Annotated in this window: 17 protein-coding genes and 1 riboswitch; of the genes, 10 read left to right on the top strand and 7 right to left on the bottom strand. The window is 59.4% G+C overall.

What is annotated here, in order from left to right; all coding sequences use genetic code 11:
* Positions 1-138 precede the first annotated feature (138 nt).
* Genes mvk through FB556_RS00945 form a run of 7 tightly spaced genes read left to right on the top strand, consistent with a single transcriptional unit; the run spans position 139 to position 10,169 of the window.
* Positions 139-1,260 carry a mevalonate kinase gene (gene mvk / locus FB556_RS00975; RefSeq protein ID WP_141863923.1) on the top strand — a complete coding sequence of 374 codons (1,122 nt, stop codon included), beginning with the start codon at positions 139-141 and terminating at the stop codon, positions 1,258-1,260.
* The gene (gene mvaD, locus FB556_RS00970; RefSeq protein ID WP_141863921.1) at positions 1,261-2,232 is read left to right on the top strand and encodes a diphosphomevalonate decarboxylase; all 972 of its coding nucleotides are present in this window, start codon (positions 1,261-1,263) and stop codon (positions 2,230-2,232) included.
* A complete protein-coding gene (locus FB556_RS00965) occupies positions 2,229-3,317 on the top strand; it encodes a phosphomevalonate kinase (RefSeq protein ID WP_170200310.1) in 1,089 nt (362 codons plus the stop codon). The genes mvaD and FB556_RS00965 overlap by 4 nt, the downstream gene beginning before the upstream one ends.
* A 2-nt stretch (positions 3,318-3,319) precedes the next feature.
* A complete protein-coding gene (gene fni, locus FB556_RS00960; protein ID WP_141863917.1) occupies positions 3,320-4,417 on the top strand; it encodes a type 2 isopentenyl-diphosphate Delta-isomerase in 1,098 nt (365 codons plus the stop codon).
* Between the two features lie 55 nt (positions 4,418-4,472).
* On the top strand, positions 4,473-5,564 hold the full coding sequence (locus tag FB556_RS00955; protein WP_246057135.1) for a hydroxymethylglutaryl-CoA reductase: 1,092 nt from the start codon (positions 4,473-4,475) through the stop codon (positions 5,562-5,564).
* A 16-nt stretch (positions 5,565-5,580) separates the two neighbouring features.
* A complete protein-coding gene (locus FB556_RS00950; protein WP_141863915.1) occupies positions 5,581-6,729 on the top strand; it encodes a hydroxymethylglutaryl-CoA synthase in 1,149 nt (382 codons plus the stop codon).
* Complete coding sequence (locus FB556_RS00945; protein ID WP_141863913.1) at positions 6,726-10,169, top strand: DEAD/DEAH box helicase; 3,444 nt, start codon at positions 6,726-6,728, stop codon at positions 10,167-10,169. The genes FB556_RS00950 and FB556_RS00945 overlap by 4 nt, the downstream gene beginning before the upstream one ends.
* A gap of 34 nt (positions 10,170-10,203) precedes the next feature.
* On the opposite strand, the gene FB556_RS00940 is transcribed toward FB556_RS00945, so the two are convergent.
* From FB556_RS00940 to FB556_RS00915, 6 genes are all read right to left on the bottom strand, one after another.
* Positions 10,204-12,234, bottom strand: a complete 2,031-nt coding sequence (locus FB556_RS00940) for an HNH endonuclease signature motif containing protein (protein ID WP_141863911.1) — start codon at positions 12,232-12,234, stop codon at positions 10,204-10,206.
* 393 nt (positions 12,235-12,627) lie between these two features.
* Positions 12,628-13,485: an ABC transporter ATP-binding protein gene (locus FB556_RS00935; RefSeq protein WP_141863910.1), complete on the bottom strand. Its 858-nt coding sequence runs from the start codon at positions 13,483-13,485 to the stop codon at positions 12,628-12,630.
* The gene (locus FB556_RS00930; RefSeq protein ID WP_141863908.1) at positions 13,482-15,128 is read right to left on the bottom strand and encodes an ABC transporter permease; all 1,647 of its coding nucleotides are present in this window, start codon (positions 15,126-15,128) and stop codon (positions 13,482-13,484) included. Before FB556_RS00930 ends, FB556_RS00935 begins: the two co-directional genes overlap by 4 nt.
* 1 nt (position 15,129) lies before the next feature.
* The gene (locus FB556_RS00925; protein WP_141863906.1) at positions 15,130-16,161 is read right to left on the bottom strand and encodes a thiamine ABC transporter substrate-binding protein; all 1,032 of its coding nucleotides are present in this window, start codon (positions 16,159-16,161) and stop codon (positions 15,130-15,132) included.
* Positions 16,162-16,194: 33 nt separating this feature from the next.
* Positions 16,195-16,299: riboswitch (TPP riboswitch) on the bottom strand.
* A gap of 70 nt (positions 16,300-16,369) precedes the next feature.
* Positions 16,370-17,833 carry an MFS transporter gene (locus FB556_RS00920; RefSeq protein ID WP_246057134.1) on the bottom strand — a complete coding sequence of 488 codons (1,464 nt, stop codon included), beginning with the start codon at positions 17,831-17,833 and terminating at the stop codon, positions 16,370-16,372.
* Between the two features lie 81 nt (positions 17,834-17,914).
* The gene (locus FB556_RS00915) at positions 17,915-19,015 is read right to left on the bottom strand and encodes an agmatine deiminase family protein (protein ID WP_141863904.1); all 1,101 of its coding nucleotides are present in this window, start codon (positions 19,013-19,015) and stop codon (positions 17,915-17,917) included.
* 320 nt (positions 19,016-19,335) lie between these two features.
* Here FB556_RS00915 and FB556_RS00910 point away from each other — a divergent pair, with 320 nt between their 5' ends.
* Both FB556_RS00910 and FB556_RS00905 read left to right on the top strand, forming a co-directional pair.
* Positions 19,336-20,706: an FAD-binding oxidoreductase gene (locus tag FB556_RS00910; protein WP_141863902.1), complete on the top strand. Its 1,371-nt coding sequence runs from the start codon at positions 19,336-19,338 to the stop codon at positions 20,704-20,706.
* Positions 20,707-20,748: 42 nt separating this feature from the next.
* A complete protein-coding gene (locus FB556_RS00905) occupies positions 20,749-21,681 on the top strand; it encodes a DMT family transporter (protein WP_141863900.1) in 933 nt (310 codons plus the stop codon).
* Here the strand turns inward: FB556_RS00905 and FB556_RS00900 are convergent.
* Positions 21,678-23,078, bottom strand: a complete 1,401-nt coding sequence (locus FB556_RS00900) for an aspartate ammonia-lyase (protein ID WP_141863898.1) — start codon at positions 23,076-23,078, stop codon at positions 21,678-21,680. The two genes, FB556_RS00905 and FB556_RS00900, sit on opposite strands and share 4 nt — an antisense overlap.
* 626 nt (positions 23,079-23,704) lie before the next feature.
* On the opposite strand from FB556_RS00900, the gene FB556_RS00895 reads away from it, so the two are divergent.
* Positions 23,705-24,562: a M23 family metallopeptidase gene (locus tag FB556_RS00895; protein WP_141863897.1), complete on the top strand. Its 858-nt coding sequence runs from the start codon at positions 23,705-23,707 to the stop codon at positions 24,560-24,562.
* The last annotated feature ends 25 nt before the right edge of the window (positions 24,563-24,587 follow it).

Genomic DNA, 24,587 nt, shown 5'->3' with positions numbered 1-24,587 from the left:
GGTTCAACGGCGAACGATTTCGAATGTGATTCTAACCCGTATTGTTCGCCAAACCGGTTAAACATTCGGTACCGGTGATCGCGTGGCTTAGAATAAATAGTTCAGATTTGTTTTGACCTTGAGGTTTTCACCATACCGATGAGACACAGTGCACCCCACGGTGAGCCAACCGGGAAAACACCCCAGCGGCCCGAACCTGTATTTGAACCACCACGTCCGGGCCGGGATCGGTTCGCCGACCCATTATCTGGTGCAGCAACTGGGAAAGTCTCCGGGCACCAGGTGGAAACCGGGCTGGGCTCGGCCCACGGCAAAGCCATCCTCTTAGGTGAGCACTCGGTCGTTTACGGGGCACCGGCGATTGTGCTGCCACTGCTGGATTTACAGGCCACCGCTTCGATTCGACGCGCCCGGCGCGGATTTATTACCTCGGATTTATATACCGGTCCGCTGGCCGCGGCCCCCAAACACATGGATCCGGTGCTGACCGCGCTGCGGGTTTCGGCCGAGCAACTGGATGTGCGTGGGGATCGGGTTGAGCTGACCTTGCGTTCAACCATCCCGTTTGAGCGCGGGCTGGGATCGTCTGCGGCGACCTCGGCTGCGGTAGTGCGTGCCGTGGCGAACCTGGCCGGGGTGCGCCTGGATGCAGCCCAAGCACACGCGCTGGTCCAAGAGGCCGAACACGTGGCCCACGGTACGTCGTCGGGCCTAGATGCTCACGCGGTGCAGTCGATGACGCCGCTGCGCTTCCAGCAGGGGAAACCCACGACCGTAAAAGTTGCCGATAAGTTTACGTTTGTCATCGCCGACACCGGGACCTCGGGGTCGACCGCAGCCGCCGTCGACGGGGTCGCGATGCTGCGCGATATCCAACCCCGTGTCGTGGACCGGGTGGTTGAGGATCTGGCGAACCTGACCGATGACGTGGTCTACGCCCTCGGCCTCGGGGACCCGATCCGTGTGGGCCAATCGATGCACGAGGCCCACTCGCTGTTGGCCTACCTCGGGGTATCGTCCCCGGCGCTAGACGCCGTAGTAGCTGCCGCCCTGGAAGCCGGCGCGTACGGAGCCAAACTGACCGGTTCGGGACTGGGCGGTTGTGTGCTGGCCGTGGTGCCCGACCAAGAACAAGCCGGTGATGTCGCCGCCGCAATGACCGCCGTCGGGGCAACCCGCACCTGGACCACCACGCTGGTCCCCAATGATTTCGACCTGATGACCGCCCCGACCGCTCGGGTGCACAAGGAGGACCGCTAGTTGGCGTCAATCGCTCGAGCCCACCCCAATATCGCCCTGGTCAAATACTGGGGCAAAGCCGATGACGACCTGATCATCCCCGTGGCCGGATCGATGTCCATGACCTTGGATAAATTCGCCACGACGACGACGGTCGAGTTGACCACCGGGCTCGATTCGTTTGAGCTCAACGGGACCTTGGCCGACGCCAAGGCCACGCAGCGCACCACCGTGTTCCTTGACCTGGTGCGCCGCCTGGCCGCCGACGCCGGATTAGAAACCGCCACTGCCTCGGCCAACGTCACCTCGGTCAACGAAGGCCCAACCGCCGCCGGGATGGCCTCATCTGCCTCGGGCTTTGCCGCGCTGGCCGTGGCCGCAGCCGATGCCTACGGGCTGAAGCTATCAACCAAGGACCTGTCGCGGCTGGCCCGCCGAGGGTCGGGCTCGGCCTCGCGCTCACTGATCGACCGGTTTGCCGTCTGGCACGCCGGGACCAGCGACGAAACCAGCTTTGCCGAGGCTATCGACGCCCCGGAGATGGCGATGGTCTCGGTGACTGTGGACGCCAAGGCCAAAAAGGTTTCCTCGCGCGAGGGCATGGTCGCCACCCGGGACACCAGCCCGTACTATCAGGCCTGGATCGACGTCACGCATAAAACCCTGGATGAGATGATTGCGGCCTGTGCGGACGATGACTTCGCCCGCGTCGGGCAGATCACCGAAACCCACGCCCACCGCATGCACGCCGTCATCCAGGCTACCGAACCGCCGATCCGGTATCTGGCACCGGTATCCTGGCAGGTGTTCGACGAGGTCGCCGCGATGCGCGACGATGGCCTGGAAGCCTACGCGACCGCCGACGCCGGGCCCAACGTCGTCATTATTTGTCGCCCCGACGACGCCACCGCGGTGGCCAAGCGTGTTGCAGGCTTTGGTGCGATCGAAACCTTTGCACCCGGTCCCGGCGCACACCTGTTGGATGCTGCGTGAGGGCCACGCCATTTGCCGTGGCAGGCCCCGGAAAACTCTATGTGGCTGGTGAATACGCCGTGGTCACGCCCGGCCAGCCCGCAATTTTAATCGCCGTGGACCGGTACATGACCGTGACTGTTACCGACGCCGAACCTGCCGCCACACCCGCACCCACCGCCGACCTCTTAGCCCACGACCACTGCGTCGCGGCGGTCCAAACCCACGAGTTCGGAACCGATTATGCGCTGGCCGCTTGGCTGGTCATGGACAAACTGCGCGCCGAACGGGGCCTTGAACGCCGGCCCGTGGATTTTCACTTCAGCTCAACACTGCGCTCCGAAGCTGGAGAAAAATACGGGCTGGGTTCCTCGGGTGCGGCCACGATGGCCGTGATCACCGCGGTCAATGAGCTCTACGGGCTCGGGCTGACCGCGATCGAACGCATCAAACTGGGCATTTTAGCCTCGATCGAAATCTCCCCGCGCGCCTCGGGCGGTGATCTGGCCGCAGGGGCCCTAGGCGGCTGGGTCTACTACCAGGCCCCCGACCGCGAAAAGCTGCCCCGAGTGCTCACCGACGACGGTTCGGTGACCCAAGCGCTGACCGGCCCGGCCTGGATCCCGCTGCGCGCCCGCCGCATCCCGACCCCGGAGGACGTCCAAGTGCTGATCGGCTGGACCGGTAGCCCTGCCCAAACCGATGACCTCGTCACCCAGGCCACGACCAACGGCAACGGCTTTGACTGGGAGGACGCGTTCCTGCGCCCCTCGGCCGCCAACGTCACCAGCCTGCTGCTGGCGCTGGCCGAAGCGAAATTCGCGCTGATCCACTCGGGCATCCGCACCGCCCGCACCCTGTTGGCCCGCATGGCCGAACACACCGCCACACTGGTCGAAACCCCCGCGCTGACCGACCTCATCGAAACCGCGCAGGGCTTTGCCGGTGCTTCAGCCAAAACCTCGGGTGCCGGCGGCGGCGACTGCGGTATCGTCTTGGCCGAACCCTGGGTCAACGCCGTAGACATCTACACGGCCTGGTCCGCACACGGCATCCACCCGCTGCAATTATCCGTGACGCAACTGGGCGCCGGACTCAAGGAGTAACCATGGCACAATCCCGCAAAGACGATCACATTCGGCTCGCCGCAGCCCAACAAGACCAACTCACCGGCACCAGAAATGCCTTCGACGACGTCGACTTCATCCACCACGCCCTGGCCGGAATCAACGACGACGCCGTGGATATTTCCACTCGCGTCGGGCCGTGGCGACTGACCGCCCCGATTTACATCAACGGCATGACCGGCGGCACCGAGATGGCGCTGCCGATTAACACCGCGCTGGCCCAAGCCGCCGCCGCAACCGGGGTACCCATGGCCTCCGGGTCGGTAGCCGTTGCGCTGGAATACCCTGAGACCGCACAGTCTTTTACCGTGATCCGCGACCACAACCCCGATGGCATCGTCTGGGCCAACCTGGGTGCCGGACGCAACCTGGACCACGCGAAAGCCGCCGTCGACCTGCTGGGCGCCGACGGGCTGCAAATTCACCTGAACTCGATCCAAGAAACGGTGATGCCCGAGGGTTCCCGGAACTTCTCCGACTGGCTGCGCCTGATCGACGACATCGTGGCCCACATCAACGTGCCGGTCATTATTAAAGAAGTAGGTTTCGGACTCAGCGCGAAAACCGTCCACCAGCTCACCGGCATGGGCGTGCGCATCGTGGATGTGGCCGGCAGCGGTGGCACCAATTTTGCGCGCATCGAAAACGACCGGACTGCGCACCCGTCGGGGGCCATCGACGTCCACGCGAAATGGGACTGGCTGGAAGCCATGGGGCTGACCGCCGTCGATTGTCTGGTAGACCTTGCTGAAACGCCGCAACCCGAAGACCTCACCATCATGGCCTCCGGTGGGGTACGTAACCCGTTGGACGTGGTCCGCGCCCAGGCACTGGGTGCCAAAGCCGTCGGCCTGGCCGGTACGATGCTCAAAGTCGCGATGTCCGACGGCGCCGAAGGCGTCACCGAAGTCCTGGAGCTCTTCAAAACCCGTATCCGCCAGATCTACGCACTGCTCGGAGCCGCCAACATCGACCAGGTGATCTATGAAACCGATCTGCTGATCACCGGGTCCAGCGCCGAACGTGCCCGCGCGCGCAATATTGACGTCACCCGGTTCGCCGATCGGCTCAGAATTTGACCCAAACCCTGCGCACCGTCCACCATAAAGAACACGCCCGCCTCTAAGGAACACCGTGATCGATCCAACACCTATTGAGCCATCTGCCTCCACCTACGACGACACCTTCACCACCGGCGTGCCCACCCGCTGGGTCGGCCCGTTGCGCATGACCGGGGACGCCTTTACCGGCGTCGAAGAAGTCGACGTCCCGCTGGCCACCTACGAGACTCCGCTGTGGCCCTCGGTTGGGCGCGGCGCCAAAATCTCGCGCATGCTCACCTCCGGGATCACCGCGACCGTCCACGATGAGCGCATGACTCGGTCCGTGTTATTCACCGCCGACGACGCCGCGGCCGCCCAACACGCCGCCGATATCATTACTGCACGCTTTGATGAACTCGCCGCCGTTGTGACCCAGGGGTCGCGGTTCGCCAAACTCATCGAGATCCACCCGGAAATCGTGGGCAACCTGTTATTCGTGCGCTTTGCGTACCTGACCGGCGACGCCTCGGGCCACAATATGGCCACCGCCGCCTCGGATTCTCTGATGTCCACGATCCTGTCCTGGAACATTGGGTTGTCCTACGGGTCGATTTCGGGCAACTTCTGCACCGATAAAAAGGCCACCGCCGTCAACGGGATTCTGGGCCGCGGTAAAAAGGTCACCGCCGAGGTCATCATTCCCCACGAGATCGTCGAGCAAAACCTCCACACCACTGCGGCCAAAATCGTGCAGCTCGTCGTCACCAAAAACTACGTTGGCTCGAATGTGGCCGGCGCCATCCGCTCGGCCAACGCACACTTTGCCAATATGCTCTTAGCGTTCTATTTGGCCACCGGCCAGGATGCAGCAAATATTGTAGAAGGGTCTCAGGGATTCGTGTGGGCCGAGAACCGCGAAGACGGACTGTATTTTGCCGTGACCTTACCGCACCTCATCGTTGGGACCGTGGGCAACGGCAAACATCTGCCCTATATTGAAGATGCCATGGCACGCATGGGCATTGGACACAGTAGTCAACCCGGAGCAGATTCGCGTAGACTAGCTAGCTTGATTGCTGCAAGTGTGCTGGCAGGCGAGTTGTCCCTGCTGGCCGCCCAAACCAATCCGGGCGAACTGATGCAAGCGCACGTCGCCTACGAACGCCCCGGCACACAGGCATAACCTCAAGGAGTCATTCGTGAAAATAGGCATCCACGACCTGGACGTCGCCACCTCCCACTACGTTTTGGACCTCGATACGCTGGCCGAACACCACGACATCGACCCGAATAAGTTCCGTATTGGTTTAGGCCAGGACGCGTTCTCGATGCCGGCCCCCGACGAAGACATCGTCACCATGGCCGCCGAAGCAGCACAAACCTTGCTCGAACGCCACGATGTGTCCAAGATCCGCCAGGTACTATTTGCCACCGAATCTTCGATCGACCAGTCCAAAGCCGCCGGCGTCTACCTGCACGAACTATTGGGCTTACCCGCCAATGTGCGCTCCGTCGAACTCAAACAAGCCTGTTATTCCGGGACCGCAGCCCTGCAGATGGCAGTCAACGCGGTCGCACGGAACCCCGAAGAACAAGTGTTAGTCATTACCTCCGACGTCGCACGCTACGCCCTGGACTCGGGCGGCGAACCCACCCAGGGTGCTGGATCCGTGGCGATGCTGATCAGCGCTGCCCCCAACCTGGTAGAAATTGAACCTGAATCGGGCTTGCACACCACCGACGTCAATGACTTCTGGCGCCCCAACGACTCGACCACCCCGTTCGTGGACGGGCAGCTCTCCCTGGACGCCTACCTGGGTGCCACCACCTCCGCTTGGGATGACCTGCTGGCCCGCCGCGAGCTTGCTATTGACGACGTCGATCGGTTCCTGCACCACCAGCCGTTTACCAAAATGGCCCGCAAACAGCTGGCCGCCCTGGCCGAACACACCGGCACCGAGCTGACCGATGACCTGATCGAAGAGTCGATGGGCTACAACCGGGCGCTGGGCAATACTTATACGTCATCGCTGTACTTCGCCCTGACCGCCCAGTTACACAACAACCCCGACCTGGCCGGGAAACGTTTAGGCTTCTTCTCGTATGGCTCCGGCGCGGTGGCTGAATTCTTCACCGGGATTGTCCAGGACACCTATCAGGACCACATTTATCCGCAGAACGTGGCAAAGCAGCTCGACAACCGTGTTGAACTGACCTATGACGAGTACCGCAAACTCCACAGCGACTTTACAGCCACCTCGGAAACCTTCACCACCGATAAAACGACCAATGCACCCTTCCGGTTGAGCGGCGTCACCGAACACCAACGCCGCTACGAGGCACAGTGAGTTACCCTTTCGTTGACATCCAAGCAGTCGTCGTCGCATTCGGCGACACCATGACCCAACGCGGCCGCAACTACGCCGCAGAAGATCGTGTCCTGACGCTGAAATTCAACGAAGAATCCGGCCGGCTGGTCGGTCGGGTTAAAGGCTCGGCAGACAAGATCTATCGGGCCGCCGTCACCCTGCGCAAAACCGACCGCACCCTGGGCGGGGTGTCCGTGTGGGACGTTGACTACGCCACCTGCAGCTGCCCGGTGGGCGTGGACTGTAAACACGGCGCCGCCCTAATCTTTGAGTCCAATCAGCGTGCCGTTGCCGACTCGGCGGTACTCACCGCCGCTGACCTCGACGGTCCGCGCGAATCCGAAGAACCCGAACACTCCGTGCCCGGACTCCCATGGCGCCAGGTCGTCACCGAGTTACTGCCCACCATTGACTCGACCCAAGAGTTCACCGACGTCGCCCTCGGGGTCGAAATCGATGCGCTGCATACCGAACCATCTGGATATCGGACCCGCTTTACCTGGCGTGAGGCCACTGCCGCAGACCTCGAACACCAAAACGACCTGACCATCCGCCTGCGTCCGTTACGCATCGGCGCCCGTGGCGGGTGGATCAAAGGCAATATGAACTGGACCCTGTTCGATCTGCCGTTTCACCAGTCCTCCCACGCAGAGTTCCAGTTCCTCCCCGAACAACACGATGCGCTACACGAACTCAACCAGCTCTACACCACATCGGTGTCGTCGCTGGGCTCGACTGACGTCATCACCCTGGCCACCATCAACATGCCACAAATGTGGGACGTGTTAGCCAAAATTGATAACGCCGGCATTCCGTTGGTTCCGCTGCAGAAAATTATTAACCGGGTGACCATTACGGAACCGGCACGCATAATTTTTGACGCCGCACAAACCGCCGACGACGACATTGCCCTGACCATCCAGGCGCAGCTGCCTTCCGAAGCTTTGAAACCTTCCGGCGCGCTCGGCGCCATCGGCCTCTACACGATCGATTACTATCCGGACTCGGCCACCGCGGACATCAATGTCATCCCGCTGAAACAGCCACTGACTCGGACCGTCATGGACCTGATCGAAGCACCCGAGCCGATGGTCATTCCCGCCGATGACACCGAGGAGTTCTTTGAAAATATCTATCCGTTGTTGGCCGGAGTCATCCCCCTGGCCAGTCACGACCAGTCAGTCGAACTGCCCGACATTCCGCCGTCGACCCTCGAACTGACCCTGGAGTACTACCAGGCCACCCACCATGGCGAACGCCAAGACCACGTGCGGATTTCCGCTCAGTGGGATTACCTGGGCACCGAAGACCAAACCGAACACCGCCATCAGGTGCTCCACGACGTCGAACAGCACGTGGAACTTGCCGCCGTGCCCGGAAAGACCACCTTAATCGGTGCTACTGCTGCCCGTTTCGTGGACGAAGCCCTGCCGGCGCTACAACAGCAAGAACACGTGCGCATCATTGAGACTGAAGACCGCCCGGTCTATACCCGGTTGACCGGTGACCCGCACATCGCCATCAATGCCACCCCGTCGGAGAAGAACGACTGGTTCGATCTGGGCTTCCAGATCACGATCGAAGACCGTACCATCCCCTTCCGCCAACTGTTCATTGCCCTGGTGCGGAACCAAGACAGCCTGCTGCTCTCCGATGGTACGTATTTCTCGCTGCAGCATGCAGCGTTTGAGCCCCTGCGGAAACTGTTAGAAGAAGCAGCGGCGCTGGACGATTTCGCCGCCGATAACCCCTCAATCTCCCGCTTCAATGCCAGTCTGTTAGAAGACGCCGAAGAAGTTGCCGACGCGTTCACAGCCGACCCCACCATCGTGGAATGGCAAAAAGCGCTAGCCGTACTGCGCGACGCCAAAGACATTCCGACACTGGAAAAACCAGCGATGCTTCATGCAGAGCTGCGCGACTACCAGCATGAAGGCTACGAGTGGTTGTCATACCTTTACGACCTTGGTCTAGGTGGGATTCTCGCCGATGACATGGGCCTGGGCAAAACGCTGCAGACCATTGCGATGATCGCCCGTGCCAAAGCGCTGGGGGAGGACCTTCCGTTCTTAGTGATTGCGCCATCGTCCGTGTTGACGGTTTGGCGCGATGAAGTTGAACGCTTCGCACCTGACCTGGATGTCGCGATAGTTGATGTTTCGAATCTGCGCCGTGCTGAATCCATTGGTTCGATCCGCGGTCGTGCAGACATTGTCGTCACCTCATATGCGATTGCGCGCCTGGACGAAGATTTCCTTGCCGAAGAACAATGGGCCGGGCTGATCCTGGACGAGGCGCAATTCGTCAAGAATCATCAGACGAAAGCCCATCGCGCCATCCGCAGTTTCAAGGCCGGTTTCAAGCTGGCCATCACCGGTACTCCGATGGAAAACACATTATCGGATCTCTGGTCGATCTTCCGGCTGGTCGTGCCTGGCATGTTGCCGCGGTACGCCAAGTTCCGGGATGATTACCTGCGTCCGATTGAGGCAGGCCAACGTGTGGCGCGTACTGAACCTTCCTCGGACGACGACGTCGAGGAACGAGTACAGCAACAGACTCGATCGCGCGAAGCCATGACCAAATTGCGGACGAAGATCCGGCCGTTCATGCTGCGGCGTACGAAAGAATCGGTTGCGGCTGAACTGCCTGATAAGCAAGAAATGGTGCTGCGTGTTCCAATGGAACCAGAGCACGAGAAGTTGTACCAGCAGATCTTGCAGCGTGAGCGTAAGAATGTGTTGAATCTGGTTACCGATATGGATTCGAACCGGATGTCGATTTTCCGTTCATTGACACTGATGCGAATGTTGGCACTGGATCCAGCCATTGTTGATGACGAGCACGCGCACGTGCCGTCGTCGAAGCTCAATGAGCTGATGTCACGATTATCCGAGATCTTGCCTGAGGGTCACCGCGTGTTGATCTTCTCGCAGTTCACGTCATTCCTTGCACGTCTGGGGCAGCAATTGGAAGCACAGGACATTGACTATGCCTACCTGGATGGTTCGACTCGTAATCGTGCTGCTGTGGTGGAGGACTTCCGCTCCGGGGAAACACCAGTTTTCCTTATTTCGCTTCGTGCGGGTGGCTTCGGGTTGACCCTGACCGAAGCTGACTATGTCTTCCTGTTGGATCCGTGGTGGAACCCTGCGGTAGAAGCCCAAGCTGTTGACCGTGCCCATCGTATTGGTCAGGAAAAGAACGTCATGGTGTACCGCATGGTGTCGAAAGGCTCGATTGAAGAAAAAGTGCTGGCACTCCAGCAGCAAAAAGTCGAGATGTTCGCTGCGTTAACAGAAGACGATACGGCGTTTGCCTCCAGTGTGACGGCAGAAGACATTCGCGCTTTATTTGACGATAGTCCAGTAGATCTTTCGGAGATATCAGAGAACGTGGTCCAAGGAACGGGCGAGTAGCTACGCGCTATCGAGCTGAGGCTAGGAACAGCTTCTATATTGCCCAATACATGTTGCGCAATAACGGTTGGTTGGGGTCTAACCAGGGTGCTGGTTGGAAGAAATGAGCGCCGTTGATGGTACGGATGGTCCATTTGCCGTTGTGCACTGCGGCGTGGTGGACAGCGCACAGACTAATGGCGTTGTCCATATCAGTGGTCCCGCCGAGTTCCCAGGGGCGCAAGTGGTGGATCTGACACCAGGCGGCGATGATCGTACATCCGGGGGCTTGGCAGCCCCGGTCGCGGGCCAGGATGGCGCGGCGTTGGGTCGGGGTGAAGGTCCGATAAGTTCGACGTTGGTTGAGTACGCTGTGGTGGTTATTCCAGATTTGCCCGACGATTTGACTGTCACAGGCCAGTTTTTGGGCATCTCCCGGATGCAGGGCACCAACGTTGAGTGCCTCAGAGATATACCCGGTCCACGGTGGCGGGCTCACTCCGAATACGTGATCGGGATTCTTGCACAAGGTGTTGGGGTCGTCTGGATTGGGGCGCTTTAGGACAGTGGGCAGAATCCCGTCTGGGTCTCTGGGTCGTCGGGCGTCCGCAGGAAGGGCGCCGATGTCCAATGTCTTATATGCGGTTTCAATATCTTGGACGATCACCAGAGTCGAATCTGCCCCGTGAGATCTTTTCACTTGCAATTCATCAGGATCCATACTGAAGATGGCTTTGAACGCGCCCAATAAGATAGCCGTGACCAGTTGCCCCGGTGTGAGTTGCTCGATAGTGTCGAGGTCTTTTCGAATTGTGGGGTTGCCATGTTCATCCTCCGCGACGACCGTTTCTGGATCACGATCAATACTGAGATCATCCAGCATGGCCGTATTGAGAGGGTGGTCGGCTTCGAAATCATCAAACAGGCCTGCGTCGTTCATCGGCCCGTGATCGTCACCAGGAGACACTTTGTTGTCCTCTGCGTTAGCACCGTTGGGGTCTTGTGATTCTGCGGTGGTACCGAAGAGCCACTCCGTATATTTTTCATCCGTCTTCAACGGAGCGCCACTTTTGTTGAGTTGATTGACTGCAAAATTCTTGAACTCAGCATAGACATCTGGGGTCGCATGCATCCACATTTTGCCAGAACCGTCGCTATAGGCCTGATCATGGATCACGTTGTCTGCTTTCTTGCGGAGCGTTTGGGCAACGGGAGGGCCATCAGCGTCTAAAGCGTGGGCGATCTTGTCGGCCCACCGGCGTCGAGCAGCGTTAAAAGCATCCGGGCTCGAAGCTTCAGCAGCCTCAATGAGGGTCGGTTCAAACTCCTTCAAAATCGCATCTTTTTTCTCCGGGGTGGCATTAGTTTTGTGGACGTATTTGCTCAGATCTTGATCGAGCCAAATGATCCGATCAAGATTTTCTGCCGGGATATTTCCTTCGGTAAAGACTGCGGCCAATCTGAGGAGTTTGGGTTGATGCATGCCCAAGGTGGGATCTTGGCCAGGGTTCCATGTGACGTAGGGCAGCCGATCGTGAATCTTCTTGGTCAGTTGTCCCGAAAACCTTAGGACTTCTTTGAAATACGCAGTGCTGTCTTTGAACGCTGTGACGCCTTCCGGGGAACCGAAATACTCCGGCTGTGCATTAAACATGGGCTGCAGATGGCGCGCAAAGCTTGTCATCGTAGCCTCTTGCAGGTGCTGCTTCCGCCGCATCATTTCGGCAATCATCGGCACGGTGTCATAGCGACATTCTGGGGCGGTTGGCAAGGGTCTCGCTGGAATGACTGGTGTTCCATCCGCGTGCGTAGGGTCGTCACCGCTAGCAGTGTGTTGCGATGCTGTCGCAGAGATTCCGGTATTTTCAACCTGAGGTTCGTGCCCCGACCAATCTGCCCCTGACACCCTGGTGTACTGGGCGAAAGTCGTGGCGGGATCGGCCATCCGTTGGGACATTTCAGAACTGACCACCAAGTCCAGATACGCCAATTGCCCGGGGCTGAGATTTCTGATCGCATTGAGGTCGAGTTCATCGGGCATGGGCACCGCAACACCGATATCCGGGAATGCATTGGTTGCGACCATGGCAGTGTCCTCTCAACGGCAAAGGGGAAATGGGTGCAGGGAACCTCGAGCGAAGATTTTGGGTGGGAGAAGGAGAAGCAATGAACGACTAGTAGCACTATTTTACCTGGAATAGGGCAATCAATCAATAATTTTATAGTCATTGTTTAACGCTTTTATCATATTAGAGGCGATCTTTATCATTGTTTTATATTTAGGTAAATGCGTGTCACTTGTATTGTGTATATCTAACTAGTATGTTTCGAGCTATCCACAATCCGTACGACACGGTTGCGTATCGCCGCCAGGCAAGGGGACCGGCGTCGCGGTGAGCGCTCCGGTATCTTTCGAACACGACAATTGGACCCTCAAACGGGATTGATCCCTCAACTGAGGATGTCGTGCACGACGGCGTTAGCGGCTGAGATTCACGGAAATCGTATCGCCGAGACCGCCTTGGCGTCCTGGCAGGACAACGATCTTTTCCACGACCTCCACGGTGGTGGATTCGTCGGATACCGCGGTAATCACTCCGGTGACTTCGCCGAGTCCACCGAGCAAGCTGGCCACCGAGTCTGACAAGTCAGCTATATTCAGTGTTGAAACCGGGCCGAGATCAAGGATGCTGCCCTGCTCGACCACACCGATACGGTCGGCCACGGTGGTGGCTTCGGCGGGGTCGTGGGTGACATAGATTGCCGAGGTACCGGTTTGTTTCAGCAACTCTCGAATCTCGACGGCAAGACGCTGTCTCAGACCACGGTCGAGAGCAGACAGCGGCTCGTCGAATAAGATAACGGCCGGACGGATGACCAAGCAGCGAGCGAGGGCCACACGTTGTGCTTGTCCACCCGAGAGTTCGGTGATGGCGCGGTTGGCGAGTTCTGCGATGTCGACCATTTCGAGGACTTCAGCTACGCGACGACGCCGTTCGGGCTTTGGGACGTTGGCGGCTTGCAGGCCATAGGCTACGTTGCCCGCGACACTACGGTGCGGAAACAGCTGTGCGTCTTGGAACACCATGGTGCAGTTGCGACGATGCGGTGGGACGTGCTCGCCGTCGTCGTCGGTGATCACGCCTGCGACCTCAATGGTGCCGGTCTGCGGGTGCTGGAGTCCGGCGATGACGCGCAACAGAGTGGACTTTCCGGATCCCGAGGCGCCGAGGAGCCCAAGGATCTCGCCTTCAGCAAGGGTGAGATTCGCGCCGGTGAGCACCTGCGCTCCACCGGGGTAGGCCAGGTGCAGGTTGGTGACATTGATGGCGGTCATGAGGTGCTCCTGAGGGTGCGCGGGCGGATGCGTTCGCCCAGTATCAAAGCGACGGCAGCGACGACCCCGAGGACGACGGCGGCCGCCAGTGCCATGCCGAAGTTATCGGCGCCGGGGCGGGAGAGTAAACGCACGATGTAGACGGGCAGGGTTTGGTAATCGGGGGAGGCTAGGAAGCTGGTCGCACCGAATTCACCCAGCGATACCGAGAAACTCAGACCGGCGGCAAGCCCAATGGCGCGCAGCAGATACGGGCCGTCGATCGTGGCCAGGATGCGCGCGGGCGAGGCGCCCAGCACGGCGGCGGCGTGGCGTTGCCGTGGGTCCACGGCCGCGAGGATCGGGATGAGGCTACGCACGACCAGCGGGAGGGCGACGACGGCTTGCGCCAGCGGGACGAGCACCCCGGATTGGCCCAGGCCGGGGTTGAATGCGTGGATTGAGACCAAGAACCCGAAGCCGATGGTGACCGAGGAGACGCCCATTGGCATCATAATAAACGTATCCAGGGCTCGTTGGGCGCGGGCGAGGGTGCGCGAGCGCACGTGGCGGGTGATGACCAGGGCGGTCAGTATCGCCATGACCATGCAGATGATGGTTGCATCCAGGGCGATTTTCAGCGAGTGCTCCAGCGCTTGGGCGGCGGTGGCTCCGCCGGCGAATCCGCTGCCCGATGAGGTCATCAGCAGCCGATAGTTGTGCAGGCTGTAGCCGGTTTCGGTAGCCAGGGAACGTTCAACCAGCGTGATCATGGGCAGCAAAATAATGACGACGACGGCGAACAGGGTGACGGTCAACGGCAGCCAGTCGGTGCGGGCTAAAGGTTGGCGCACCGGTTGTTGTAGGCGCAGAGCGGTGGTGGCGCGATGAGACAGGCGCTGGGTCACCCACACCGAGGCCAACACAAACACGACCTGCAGTGCCGAGAAGACGGCAGCAGTGCGCAGGTCGAGGAAGGTTTGGGTCTGGCGGAAGACTTCGGTTTCTAAGGTTCCAACACCGGGGGTACCCAGCGTGCGGACTAGCGAGTAGGCAGTGGAACAGTATAAAAACACCAGCCCGGCCGAGGCGCCGATGGCCGGGGTTAGGGACGGCAGGGTGATCGTGAAGAACGCGCGGATGGGGGAGGCCCCGAGACTGCGGGCGGCTTCCACGGTGCGCGGGTCCAGCATTTGCCACAGGCCGCCGACCTGGCGTGCGATGAGGCTGATGTTGAAAAAGATCATCGCGGCGATCACAGCCCAGGTGGTCTGGTCGAGACCGAGGAAGCCCAGGGGACCGTTGACGCCGAACACTGCGCGGAAAGCCACCCCCACGACGACGGTGGGCAGCACGAAGGGTACCAGGGTGATCGAGCGCAGCACGGTGCGTCCAGGAAAATCTGTGCGGTACAGAATATAGGCGGCAGGGACTCCGAAGACCACGGAACCGATCGTGCCGCCCAGGGCCATCACCAGCGTGTGTCCGATGATGGCCCAGGTGCGCGACGTCGTCAACACCTCACCGAATGCACTGAAATCCAGCGCGCCGACGTCATCGGTGATGCCGCGGATGAGCATTGCGCCGACGGGCCATGCAAAGAAAATGGTGAGGAAGATGAGGATGACCGCAACGGCGGCGCCCCATCCGAGACGAGCGCGCATATTAGCCGGCGTGGTTTTCGGTCAGTTCGGTCCACTCGTTCAACCAGGTGTCACGGTTTTCGGTAACCTCGTTGAGATCGGCGGTGATGGGCTCGTCGGAGAGTTCGGCGTAGGAGGCCCATTCTTCAGGCAGTTCGACTTCTTCACGGACCGGATACATGTACATTTCTGTCGGCAGAGTTTCTTGGAAGTCTTCGGACAGCAGGAATTCGATGAACGCCTGAGCGCCGTCGGGGTTTTCTGCTGCGGCCAGTACTCCGGCATATTCGACCTGCTCGGTGCAGGTGCCCAAGATTGACGACGTGCGGCCCTCCTCGGCGGACGGTGACGAGGAGTAACTGACCACCAGCGGGTAGTCTCCCTCACCGGTTGCAGTGAAATCCGAATAGTAGGCATCGGACCAGCCGCCGGCCACTTTTGTCCCGTTGTCTAACAGGTCTTGCCAGTAGGCCTGCCAGTCATCGGTGCCAGCAATGGTGGCTATCAGAAACGCCAGCCCCGGCGACGACGTCGTGGGGTCAGTGGTCACTAATAGCCCTTTATAGTCTGGTTCGGTGAGGTCTTCGAGGGTCTCGGGCGGGGTGAGGTCTTCAGCCTCGAACCATTCGTTGTCCATATTGATACAGACTTGGCCGTGGTCGATGGGCGCTAAGTGGTTGTCGTCGTCGGAGGCCAGCGCAAAGGCTTCGGCTGAGCCGAGATCAGCGTCGTGAGTCGTGAGCATATCTTCGGCCAGCAGGCTTTCGGCCGAGTAGTTATCGATCCCGTAGACAGCGTCGACGGTGGGATTGTCTTTTTGCAAGATCAGCTGGTTCAACACGGCCCCGGCGTCACCGGGGGAGGTAGTGGTCACAGTGTAGCCAGTGTCTTCTTCGAAGGCTGCAACGAGTTCTTCGGGGACGTTGAACGAGTCGTGGGTCATGATCGTGACCGAGCCGGCGGCGCCGTCGTCGGTATTTTGCGCTTGGTCAGCGACCGAGCACCCGGTGAGTCCGAGCGCGACGGCAACAATAAAGGGTAGAGATTTTTTCATGGTTCCTCCTGTGGTTAGGAGGGCACGCAGTGCGTGGAGAGTTTGACGACTTCCTCCGCCAGTATGATCTGGAATCAGGTTCGAGGGTCTGCTGGAGCACTCTCAGCAGCTGTAGTGGCTGCTCCCCTGTCGATGCCTTTAACCTACCGTATGGAACACGGCCTGAAAGGTATGCTAACGCCTGTGACGGCGTGGAAACCAGGGGAGGTTAGCGACCTTCATCCCCTTGCGGGACGGCGGCTTGGGCGCGGCGTGTTCCGATGATGTCGACGATCGCCACGAGCAGCGCGATGGAAACTAACGCCAGGATCGTCCCGAAGGCAGCTACGAATGCCCAGTTCCAGGAGAACGCTGCGGCAATACCGAACAGTATCGAGGTGATGATCGCGGTCCCGACCGAGGTGCCTACGCGCTGACCGGTTTGCATCACGGCGCCGGCAACTCCGGAGACATACGCCGGTACTTCCATCAGCGACAGGGTTTGATTCGGTGAGACGATAAATCCTTGGGCGACTCCCAAGAGGGAGAGGGTTGCGATGAGCCACCACAGTGACCAATCCCATAATTGCACCCCAACGACCACCAGGATTGAGGTGCTCAGTGCAAGTATGGTCACGCTCATACCCCAGGCGACCATCGCGCGCCCGGCGGATAACACATACCGGCCGGCGATCACCGACGAGATCGAGGTCGCAATGGCCGAGGGGATCCCGACCAGAGCTGCGATCAGGGCCGAAATGCCGTGCCCGGTTTGTAAAAAGATTGCGACGGTCACCCACACAGACGTAGACCCGGTGAAAAATAGGCTGATTAGCAGCGAGCCGTTACGATACGACCTGTTACGAAACAGCGCCATATCGACCATGGGTGCGCCGCCGCGGCGTTTATAACGGCGCTCCCACCACACCCACCACACCAACATGACAATGCCCACGGGCAGCATGGCCCAGTAGATCCCGCCCTTGTCAATTTCTAAAAACGTCCACATGACCAACAGAGTGCCCAGCGTAAAGGCCACGGTGCCAATGGGATCCAGGTCTGGTTTGCCGGGTTGTGATGCAGTACCTTCCGGCGCATCCGGCACCCAGGCCGCCTTCGGGAACGTCCGGTAGGCGACGATAATCGCCACGATCGCGATGGGGACGTTGACCAAAAACGTCCAACGCCAACCCCAATCCGGCCCGGCTAAGGCGATGAGCCCCCCGCCCAGGACCGGACCGATGGCCACCGACACCCCGACGACTGAACCAAATGATGCAAACGCCCGCGCTCGGCGTGGGCCGTCGAAAAACTGTTGAATAAAGCCCACGGTTTGCGGGTTGAGTAGCCCGGAACCAAACCCGGTAATCAGCCGGGCGATGACCAACATCGGGCCGTTGAGTGCGAATCCGGCCAGTAGCGAGCCCAAGCCAAATAGCGTCAGACCTGCAACGAAAAGCCTGCCGCGCCCGAAGGTGTCGCCGGCACGACCACCGGCCACCAGGAGGACTCCGAAGGCCAGCGTGTACCCGGATAACACCCACTGGATGGCACTATTGGACGCGTCCAGGGACTCTTTGACCGACGGCAGGATCACGTTGATCGAGGAGATCGATAGTAACGACATGAAGACGGGAACTAACACAACCGCCAAAATGGCTCGCTGCACACCGGTCATCTTCTGTCTGGTCACTGGGCTCCTCATCGACGTCGTTATGCTCACGATATCGTTTGTGGCCGGGTCCCGCTGTGGCCTACGAGGCTTTTGTGCCCGTCAGCTAAGTCTTTCGCGACGTCGACTAACGCGCGGTTGGGGCAGCGTAATCGCCCGGATTGAGGCCCCGTGATCAAATAGCGCCTGGGCGGTGAACTGGATGATCCGGTGTTCGGGATACAGCTTTTGCATCAGCTCATAGGCCTGAGCATCGAAGGGGTCGATGAATCGTGGCATCACGATGACGTCATTGAGGATCAGAAAATCCAGGTAGGACCAGTTGACCGGACCGCTAAGATCCGAATGTGTTTGGGGCGCTGGAACGTCAATGATGTCAAACCCCTGGCCGGTCGCATCGTGCGCGGAGCTGAGAATTTCGCGCACCTGCTGGCTGACGGCGTGATCCGGGTGGCTGGGATCCGGTTGGTTGTGCAGTAGCACGCGGCCGGGGGAGTGGAAAGCCACGACCTGATCGGCATAACCGCCCCACCCAACCGGGGCCGCCCCGCGGGTCAGGCCTTGGGGGATCCAGATGATCTGTTCCAACCCGAGGTTGCGCCGCATTTCGCGTTCGACCGAGCGAGTATTCCAGCCCGGGTTGCGCCGCTGATCAGTCAAAATCGCCTCGGAAGCAATCGCGGTGCCGGCACCATCGGTCACCCAGGAACCGCCCTCGCCGACCATCATCGAAAAATTGCGGTGCCCCCATCCGCGTTCGCCGGGCAACAGTTCAGACAGGGTGCCTGGGACCTTGTCATCCAGGCCGTACTCGACCCCGGGTAGGTGCCCGAAACCATTGAAAGTGAAATCCACCATGCCCAGCACACGCCGCGGCCGACGTCCGCTGTTGGCTTGTGCCTGACGGGACACCACCAGGGTGGCGGCAGTGCGCCGTATCGAGGCGTTATTAAAGGGTATGACGACGACGTCGAGCGGCTTCGACAGATGGGAACTCACGGTGCGCTGATCGTCCGGATCGACCAGCAAGGTGACCGGGACGTGGTCATTGATTCCTTCAGCCAACCGGACCCAAGCGCGCCGGGCCGAGGAGAGTTGCCAGGATGCCCGAAAGTTCGCGGCACCGGCTCGAGGAAAGCTCATCCAGACACGTTGGACCGGTTCAGTCTCGGCTGGGATAACCCACCGTGAACCTGGGACCATCAGGAATTCCTCTCTTTCCTTGAAATGCCTGAGCTGTAAAGTACTGACCTGTCACAAGGGATAATAGCGGCGTGAGCCTTGCGCCTTATTGTACCTGCTTGCCAGTGTGGCACACGCCGCACCAACCAAGCCGCTCACCATGAGCCAAACACATCGTGGAAAAGCCGCTGCAAGTATCTTACTTGCTCCCTCACCCAGACAGTGACACCAACGGTCAAGACGCCACAAAACCGCTGAGAGCACTACTGTTACCGTACTGGAGATTACTAGCCCGTGGTCTGTGACGCAGCTAATGTGGTGACTGGAAGAAAAGGAACACCATGCCCCACACAACACTGCCGCGGCGCGAAGCGCTCACCGAACTTAAAGATCAACTGGCCGAAAAGATTGTTGAAGCCGGCCCCGAAGTCGACCGACTGGCCCGCGATAGCTCCCGCTATGCCCCGCACGGCCGGCCCTTAGCCGTGGTGATGGCTACGTCAACCGCCGACGTCGCAACCGCTTTGGCCTGGGCACATCAATATCATGTTCCGGTGTCGGTACGAGGTGCAGGCACCGGGCTAGCCGGTGGGGCGGTGGCCTATGATCAAGGCCTGGTCATCTCGCTGGAACGTTGCAATAGGATCCGTGAGATCGACCCGGTCAACCGTCTAGCGGTCGTGGAAGCCGGCGTGATTACGGCCGACCTTGATCGGGCGGCTCACGAGCACGGCTTATTTTTCCCACCCGATCCGGCCAGTGTTGAAACCTCTACGGTCGGCGGCAATATCGCAACCAATGCCGGGGGTTTACGCTGTATTTCTCACGGGGTGACCCGCGATTCGGTCGCGGCCCTTGAGGTTGTCCTGGCCGACGGCCGGATCATGCACACCGGAACTCGGACCCGCAAAAATGTGGTTGGTTTGGATCTGACGAGTTTATTTGTTGGTTCTGAGGGCACTCTGGGTGTCATCACAGCCGCGACGGTGCGACTCAAGCCCATACCACCGGGCACCTCGCACACGTTTCGGGTGAATTTTGATTCGATTCATGCAGCCGGCGAAGCGGTCACCGAAATCGTCAACGGGGAAGCGCAACCCGAGGTGTTAGAGCTGCTTGACGCCCACAGCGTCAGAACCATCGAAGAGTTTTATCCCTCGGGGCTCACCGTGCCCGAAGCCGCGCTGCTCATCGGCCAGACGGTAGGGTACAACGCCGCCGAAGATGCCAAGACCATCACCGAAATTTGTGCCCGCCACGGTGGCAGCGACGTCGTCATCGCACAAAATGACGCCCTGCTCGAAGCCCGCCGCCTGGCTAACCCGGCGTTGTCAGCACGCGGCCTGCGCGTCTCGTGTGATGTCGGCGTGCCCATCGGTGAGTTGGCGAATGTATTCCGGGGTATCGATCAGATCGCTGCCAAACATAACCGGGCGATTTCAATTGTGGCCCACGCGGGTGACGGGAATCTGCACCCCACTGTGGAAGCCGGCGATACCGAAGACGAATACGCGGCCGCTGAAGCCGTCATCGTGGATATCTCGCGTCTGGCGGTCTCCTTGGGTGGGACCATTAGTGGCGAACACGGCATTGGGGCGGTTAAACACCATGAATTACCGATCCAACTCGATGCGGCAGTTTTGGACACCCAGCGTGCGATTAAACATGCGCTCGACCCCCACGGCATCCTTACTCCCGCACGTGCTATCTAAGGCAGTGGCTACGCTCGGAGTGTACAAGCCGTCTGGGGCGCAATGATGTACCTGGTGCTGGGTGTGGCCATCGGGGTGCTCATGCCCAACCAGTCCGCGATTAATAACCGTCTCCGACATGCAGTTTCGACCCCTTGGGTCATGGCCGCCATCTCATTTCTGGTGGGCACGGCATGTTTGCTGCTACTCACCTGGACGACCGTGGGCACCGTGGGGTTGGATCCGGGTCACCTTAGCGCTCAACCCTGGTGGATCTGGTCCGGTGGTGTCTTTGGGGTGATCGGGATGACGACGAACGTGTTGTTGTTGCCGGTCATTGGAGCGCTGTATTCCACGGTGTTGAACCTGACCGCCCAGGTCATCACCACGCTCATCATCGATCACTTCGGGCTCTTTGATGTTGATCGGTACCCAGCAGATGCCTGGCGGTTGCTAGGTGCCAGCATCGTGATGCTCGCCGCGGTGCTCGCTGTGGTAGCAGGCCGCAGCAGGGTTCAGGCGGATCGACCGGCCCCCTCGCGGGGCTGGTATTTGGCCGGGCTGGGCATCGGGGTGTGTTTTGGGCTGCAAGTCGCCGTGAACGGCCAGCTGACGCTGGTGCTTGGCTCAGCGATTCATAGCGCGTTTGTCTCATTTCTCGTGGGCACGATCGTTCTGATCACGCTGGTTGTTTTGACTCGCTCACCACTACGACTGCGGGTACCTGATGGCGAAACGCACAATCCATGGTGGATGTGGCTTGGGGGAGTCCTCGGTGCACTGTACGTGACCGGTGTGGCGTTTTTATCCCCGCTCATTGGATCGGCGGTCACCGTCGTTGTCGTGCAAGTGGGGTTGATCGCAGGTGCGTTGCTGGTAGATCAATTCGGGTTGTTATCCGCCCCAAAAAGAGCAGTCCGACCACTGCAAGTGATCGGACTGCTCTTGATGATTACCGGGGTCGTCGTGATGAACGCCCCGAAGATACTTGCCTAGACTTCAAGTGCTTCGTTGATCAGGTCTTCAACCTGTGCGCTGGTCAGCAGGCCTTTTTCTACGGCGAGATCGGTCACTTTGGCGCCGGTTTTGGTCGCTTCAACGGCCAGTGCGGTGGCCGCCTTGTACCCGATAACGGGGGAGAAGACCGTGGCCAGTCCGGCGGATCCTTCGACGACGTCGCGCATCAGCTGTTCGTTGGCGGTGATACCTTCGATACATTTGTCAGCAAACATGGTTGCAGCGTTCGACAGGATACCAATCGAGTCGAACAGGCCGCGGGCCATGATCGGTTCGAAGGGGTTGAGTTCAAGCTGACCTGCCTCAACTGCCATGCTGATGGCAGCATCGTGACCGGCGACCTGGTATGCGACCTGGTTGACAGCTTCAGCAATGACCGGGTTGACCTTGCCCGGCATGATGGACGAACCCGCCTGGCGGGCAGGGAGGTTGATTTCTCCGAATCCACCTGATGGGCCCGAGGATAACAAGCGCAGGTCGTTGGCGATCTTCGACATGGTCAGGCCCACTCGCTTCAGCGCCCCGGAGAGATCGACGAAGATTTGAGTATCGGCGGTTGCAGCAATCAAGTCTGGAGCCGAGGAGATGTTGGTCAGCCCGGTGATCTCGCGCAAGTATTCGACGGCGCGCTCGCGGTAACCGGGATTGGCGTTGATCCCCGTACCGATTGCCGTACCACCCAGGTTGAGCTCGAGCAGATCGAAACGAACCCGCTTCAACCCGGTTTCGGCGCGCTCGAGCATTACGGCCCAAGCAGCAAATTCTTGACCCAGCGTCATCGGCACGGCAATCTGCATCTGAGTACGACCCATTTTGACGCTGGTACGGAACTCTTTGGCTTTCCCGCGCAGCGAGGTCTTGAGCACCTCGAGGCTTTCCAGCAGGTTGCCGGTCATCTTATGCAGCGCCAGTTTCAGTGCGGTGGGGTAGACGTCGTTTGTCGACTGGCCCATATTCACGTGGTTCAGTGGGTGCAGGGCATCGTATTCACCCTTGGCCAGACCCATGTGCTCCAAGCCGCGGTTGGCAATGACTTCGTTAGCGTTCATGTTGGTGGAAGTTCCTGCGCCACCTTGAATCATGTCCAAAATAAATTGGTCGTGCAGCTGGCCTGCAGCCACATCTTTCGCTGCGGCAATAATCGCGCTGGCAATTGTTTCATCTAGAGCGCCAACATCACGGTTCGCAGCGGCAGCAGCATGCTTGATGATGGCCAGAGCTTCGATCAGCTCCGGGAATTGCGCGACCCGCGACGACGACAGTTGAAAGTTTTCTGCCGCACGAACAGTGTTGACACCATAATAGACATCGGCTGGTAATTCGACTGTGCCGATCAGATCAGATTCGGTGCGTAGCTGTGTTTGAACTTCAGTCATGACTCTCTTATCCCGTACCCCCTGCCGATGCGTACTGCCATAGGACTGCATCGTGGCGGTTTATACATACGAAGACCCGGGCATCCGCCCGGGCAAAAATGCATATTCGCTCCTGGATGTGGAGCAGATTTTGCGGAAATACTTTCCGCTTCAGAGTCGTCACACACGCCGTTGTGGGCAACGTCAGCATCCCAGCTTGTGGCTGGCACACTGTGTCTAGCATACAACCCAAAACATCGGTGAGGGGCTAGGGGTGTGGAAAACGTGGAGTATCCACAGCTGGAGGAGCAAAGACCCTGATGCGCGGCCATCCTAGATAAGCTCAACACCAAGTCCACGACCGAGAGATCGTTACACTTCTGTTATTTCGCCGCTGGACGAACCGAGTTTACTTTACGGGTGAACAGCGACGAACCCTACTGCGTGACCCCGATCTCACATGGGGGTGTGTTTCCTACTCAGACATTAGGGAGAGGTGGTGGTTTCTGAGGTCCCTAGCGAAGGGTTCGTGTGTGCTAACAGTGCGATATCCGTTCGGAGCAGCTTGACGATTGGAGATAACGAAATGATAACGCTACTATGTAACAGGCAATTCAAACTTCCCCCTTTCTTGGTGACCAGCTTTTATGACAGTTTCTGAATACCCATCCCGCCGCGAGCTGCGCGAAGCCGCTGCCAAAAAGAAGAACGGACGCAAGGCCACCGTCATTACGGCAGGCGTTGCAGTCGCCGTGTCTTCGGCGGCTGTGACGTTCGGTGGCAGCACTGTTACAGATGGCAACCTTCTGGCGTTTGGTGACACGGCGCATGCCGACACTAATAAAGCCTCGCTAGAGGCGGCTCCCCGTCAGACCACAGTTATCCCAGCTGCCATTTCGGGTGGCAATGAACGCGTTGTTGCCAAGATGACGAACGAAATGGCCGCTTCCCAGGTCGGTCTCGGCCGCCTTTACCAAGAAGGTGAAGGAGACGTTGCAGCTGGGCAGCTGGCCGTTGCAGAAGCGCAAAACCCGCATAATGGGTCCCTGAAATCACTACCAGGGAACTTACAGATGATTTACCCGGCTGACTCCACCCGGACCTCTTCGACTTTCGGCTTGCGTAGTAACCCAACCGGTGCAGGCTCGCAGTTCCACGTCGGAACCGACTTCCCAGTGCCAACCGGCACTCCGGTCAAAGCAACCGAAGCAGGCACTGTGACCTTTGCAGGGGTGCACAGCACCGGCGGATACCGTGTAGAGATCGATCACGGTAATGGCGTCACAACTGCTTATAGCCACAACTCCCAATTCAAAGTGAACGTTGGCGATGCTGTTTCTCAGGGACAGATCATCGCTCTGGCAGGGTCCACCGGTAATTCAACCGGCCCGCATATTCATTACGAAATCCAGGTCAATGGCAAGTGGGTCGATCCTGAGTACTATCTTCCATCTCAGTCCGATGGCGGAGAAAAACGCCTTCACACAGCTTCAAGCGCGCAATAGCTTATAGCATTCAAAATGCTCAGGC

Source organism: Enteractinococcus coprophilus, assembly GCF_006716305.1.
Classification (GTDB): domain Bacteria; phylum Actinomycetota; class Actinomycetes; order Actinomycetales; family Micrococcaceae; genus Yaniella; species Yaniella coprophila.
Note: the sequence above shows the minus strand (reverse complement) of the source record. Positions and strands in the feature narration are given on the sequence as shown.

Bases quoted from the DNA above. Each gene is read 5' to 3' on its own strand.
- mvk (WP_141863923.1), top strand. From the start codon at position 139: ATGAGACACAGTGCACCCCACGGTGAGCCAACCGGGAAAACACCCCAG.
- fni (WP_141863917.1), top strand. From the start codon at position 3,320: ATGGCACAATCCCGCAAAGACGATCACATTCGGCTCGCCGCAGCCCAA.
- FB556_RS00940 (WP_141863911.1), bottom strand. From the start codon at position 12,234: ATGGTCGCAACCAATGCATTCCCGGATATCGGTGTTGCGGTGCCCATG.
- FB556_RS00935 (WP_141863910.1), bottom strand. From the start codon at position 13,485: ATGACCGCCATCAATGTCACCAACCTGCACCTGGCCTACCCCGGTGGA.
- FB556_RS00930 (WP_141863908.1), bottom strand. From the start codon at position 15,128: ATGCGCGCTCGTCTCGGATGGGGCGCCGCCGTTGCGGTCATCCTCATC.
- FB556_RS00925 (WP_141863906.1), bottom strand. From the start codon at position 16,161: ATGAAAAAATCTCTACCCTTTATTGTTGCCGTCGCGCTCGGACTCACC.
- FB556_RS00915 (WP_141863904.1), bottom strand. From the start codon at position 19,015: ATGGTCCCAGGTTCACGGTGGGTTATCCCAGCCGAGACTGAACCGGTC.
- FB556_RS00910 (WP_141863902.1), top strand. From the start codon at position 19,336: ATGCCCCACACAACACTGCCGCGGCGCGAAGCGCTCACCGAACTTAAA.
- FB556_RS00905 (WP_141863900.1), top strand. From the start codon at position 20,749: ATGATGTACCTGGTGCTGGGTGTGGCCATCGGGGTGCTCATGCCCAAC.
- FB556_RS00900 (WP_141863898.1), bottom strand. From the start codon at position 23,078: ATGACTGAAGTTCAAACACAGCTACGCACCGAATCTGATCTGATCGGC.
- FB556_RS00895 (WP_141863897.1), top strand. From the start codon at position 23,705: ATGACAGTTTCTGAATACCCATCCCGCCGCGAGCTGCGCGAAGCCGCT.